The organism is Pseudomonas avellanae BPIC 631 (genome assembly GCF_000444135.1).
Classification (GTDB): domain Bacteria; phylum Pseudomonadota; class Gammaproteobacteria; order Pseudomonadales; family Pseudomonadaceae; genus Aquipseudomonas; species Aquipseudomonas avellanae.
Map to the genome: position 1 here is coordinate 1 of NZ_ATDK01000410.1, position 3,075 is coordinate 3,075.

A 3,075-nucleotide genomic window follows, 5' to 3' on the forward strand; every position below is an offset into this window, starting at 1 on the left:
CTACAAAGATCGACATCACCCAAAGGATCGACATCGAAGAAAAATTCGGTATCGGGAACGAAGGTGGTATGCCCGGCGCGTTGGAGACGGGTCTGCTTTGCCTTGGCTTTTGCCCGGCTTGCCCGTTTACGTTTTTTTGTCTCTGACGCCATGTGTAAGCCTGTGCTGAGGAGGGATCGACTCAATTTTGGCTATGATAACCGATTTCAAAATCCCACAATTTGCAGCCGCAGGCTGCCCTGTTCATGTATAGGAATTTCAATAATTCCTATACATCGAGCGGCTTTACGGCCAATGCTTCGAAGTGGCCGCCCATGTCCAGAATGAACCCCTCTTTGGCATCTGGGTGCTTTGAGCCCTGTATCTCATCGAGAACATGCCCAGGCAGCACCTGAATCACATGGATACGCACTTGCTCATTGGGCGGCTTACCTAAGTTGAGGTTGTCCACGAATCGCTTTGCCAGCGTGCCGCTGGCCAGCACCATTTGGTCTGGCTCTTCCTCGCCGTCCTCCCTTGCTATACGGAAACTTTCGATAACATCCGCGTCGTGTATCAATGGGGGGCGCTTACCGCTGGCCATTGCTGAGATTTGCTGAGCGGAGATGAAAAAACAGTTGTTCTTTTGCCGGGTAGTTTTGCCGTCGTTCGAAAGCCTTTGAAAGTCCACGCCGAACGCTTCGTCGTATTGTTGCGCCGTCGCGGTTCGGGCCTGGGTCAGTACTGTCAGCTGTTCTAGAAAACCGCCTTGAGCACCAGTTCTTAGGGGCAAGTCCGCTTGCAAGTCGAGTTTTAACCTATGGGCAAGGTTTGCCAGGCGCGGTTTCGCCCGCCCATAGGCTTCGGCGGTCGCCCGCGCGTGGCTTGCAAAAGGCAGCAGGTCGGAGAACGCGTTAGCGCGCGCCTCCTGGGCGGTGCGCGTGAAGTTATCGGCTCGCGGTGGCGGGCCATTCGGCGGCGGTGCACTGTTACTTGGGATGTAGGCGGGTTGCGGAGGCATGCCCGGCGGCGTAGGCATAGTGGTACCCTGCTGTGTACGAGCCTTTTTAAACCCCTCGGTAGCTATGTCACGTAGGGTGCTGCTCAAGCTTGACCTGCTGGCAAAGGATGCGTTGCGAGCTTGCCTTGCCGCTACGGTATCCTTGGGGGGAGCTGCAGCTGCAGCGGCAAACGCCTTGGCAACGGATTTCCCCAGCGAAAGCAGCACCTTGCCGGCTTTGTCAATGATGCTAAGGAAGCTCATGACGGTAGGGTTGGCAGCCTCGCGCTCATAGTTGACCTTGTCCGCCCCATGGGCGGCACCGTCCATTCGAAATGAGCCGCCCGAATGGCTATGCTCGACATCTCTTGCGCCTCTTCCACTTTGGAACGTATCCATCACAATGGAAAGTATCTTCGAAGTGAAGTCGTTCGGGCCTGCCTTATGCTGTTCAAGCAGTGAATTTTTTACTTGCAGCACCTTATTACCAGCAATATTTCTAGCCACATTTATCGTAGAACCTACCTTTGTTGTCATATCTACCTGACGCAATGCCGTTCTCATCGCTGGAAATGCTGAGGTAGAAATGTTCATTAGATGAGTTCCCGAGCCGTGATGCCCCTTGAGTGGTGATTAGCGGCTTTAAAGTTCCGCCGGCGGCTCAACTGGCATCCCCACGTCCACCTGTCACCGCTAACAGGCACTCGCGAGCTGGTAGCTCATCCAAACTATGTCCTGGTCTACCGCGTCACCCTGGAGCGCATCGAGGTCGTGAACGTGATCCACGCCAGGCAGGAATACCCCTCGCCCTGATTTAACCCGCAAGCAAAGCGCGCAGGGCGTAGCCTGCGCCGTGAAGGAGCGAAGCAGCCCTTGCACGGCTTTAAGGTCCTACACCGTCTCAGAAGGGCGCACAGCGACTGGAGGGGCGCGTTTTTGGGGGCCGGGGAGCAGTGGACCAGTAAACGCACTTTAGCTCAGCACCTGCCCGCAAACCCTCGTGCCGTATGGGCAGTTCAATAAAACGACCGTTTTATGAAACCGCTTCAGCGAGCACCACCGAAGGCAATAACGCGCCGAAAAGCGGTGCGATAAACTCGTTCTGCAAATCAAAGTTCGCTAATCCACACCACCTGACGGGAAAAGCGAACTCTAACCATGCCTTACGTTGGTTTTCGGTTCCATTGCTCCCCAAACCCCGGGTATTCCTGCCTGGCGTGGATTACGTTCACGACCTCGATGCGCTCCAGGGTGACACGATAGACCAAGACGTAGTTTGGGTGAGCCACCAGCTCACGAGTGCCTGGCGCTCGCCCAGAACGATATAAATAGGGGTGTTCGGCTACCGGCTCGATAGCCTCCTGCAGGAGGCTTTTCAACCGGCGCGCTGCGCTCGGGTTTTCCCATGCGATGTAGGTTGCGATTTCGCGCAGATCATCCAGTGCGGGACTGAGCCAGACCACCGGCAGCATCAGCGTTTCTCACGTTGGGTTTCAACCTGATCGATCAGCGCTTCTATTTCCGCCATGACCTCATCGTGAGGGATGGCCGGACGCGGATCGGCCAGACTGGCGGCGACCTTGGCGCGAAACCAGCGGTCGTAGCTTGCGGCCTGTTCATCCGTTTCGAATTCTGAAACGATGGGTGAGAGGTTGGCCATGTGGCTTTCTCCAGCTGGGAGGGTTTTACATCACTGTTACATAGCGTTTACGCCATGTGTACGTCATTTTCGCATCATATGTACGCCAAATCTGAGCCATCCATCGTTGCACTGCAAATCAAGTGACTGAAAATACTTCAGCAAGGTCACAGACAGGCACTGGAGCAAGGCAGCGGCTCAGACATCTACCTTAGCCGCCAGGTACTGCGACCAAACACGTTTTACCTGGCTGACACTGACACCCGCCAGCCGCGCAGTCTCTGCAATGCTACACCCGCCGCTTTTAAAGGCAATGATCTGTTCATGCACTTTAGCATTCGGCTTGCGTCCTCTATATAGACCAGCGCTCTTGGCCAAGTCGATGCCTTGATGCATAGGAATTTCAAAATGCCTATGCATCAGGCCGACGCTATGAAGGAGGCGTCATGCCTTCATA

General features: G+C 55.1%; 3 protein-coding genes and 2 pseudogenes. 1 reads left to right on the forward strand and 4 read right to left on the reverse strand.

Annotation, left to right across the window (positions count from 1 at the left end; all coding sequences use genetic code 11):
* Positions 1 to 268 precede the first annotated feature (268 nt).
* Positions 269 to 1,573: a hypothetical protein gene (locus tag DW49_RS0123270; protein ID WP_145915128.1), complete on the reverse strand. Its 1,305-nt coding sequence runs from the start codon at positions 1,571 to 1,573 to the stop codon at positions 269 to 271.
* A gap of 102 nt (positions 1,574 to 1,675) precedes the next feature.
* Between DW49_RS0123270 and DW49_RS1000000133790 the strand changes: the two are divergent.
* Positions 1,676 to 1,792: pseudogene (locus DW49_RS1000000133790) on the forward strand (type II toxin-antitoxin system RelE/ParE family toxin); the annotation flags it as partial.
* Between the two features lie 350 nt (positions 1,793 to 2,142).
* Here the strand turns inward: DW49_RS1000000133790 and DW49_RS0123275 are convergent.
* The 3 genes and pseudogenes from DW49_RS0123275 to DW49_RS0123285 form a co-directional block, all read right to left on the reverse strand.
* Complete coding sequence (locus DW49_RS0123275) at positions 2,143 to 2,451, reverse strand: type II toxin-antitoxin system RelE/ParE family toxin (protein WP_024419628.1); 309 nt, start codon at positions 2,449 to 2,451, stop codon at positions 2,143 to 2,145.
* A complete protein-coding gene (relB, locus tag DW49_RS0123280) occupies positions 2,451 to 2,639 on the reverse strand; it encodes a type II toxin-antitoxin system RelB family antitoxin (protein WP_002556028.1) in 189 nt (62 codons plus the stop codon). The genes DW49_RS0123275 and relB overlap by 1 nt, the downstream gene beginning before the upstream one ends.
* Positions 2,640 to 2,816: 177 nt before the next feature.
* Positions 2,817 to 3,008: pseudogene (locus DW49_RS0123285) on the reverse strand (helix-turn-helix domain-containing protein); the annotation flags it as partial.
* Between the last annotated feature and the right edge of the window lie 67 nt (positions 3,009 to 3,075).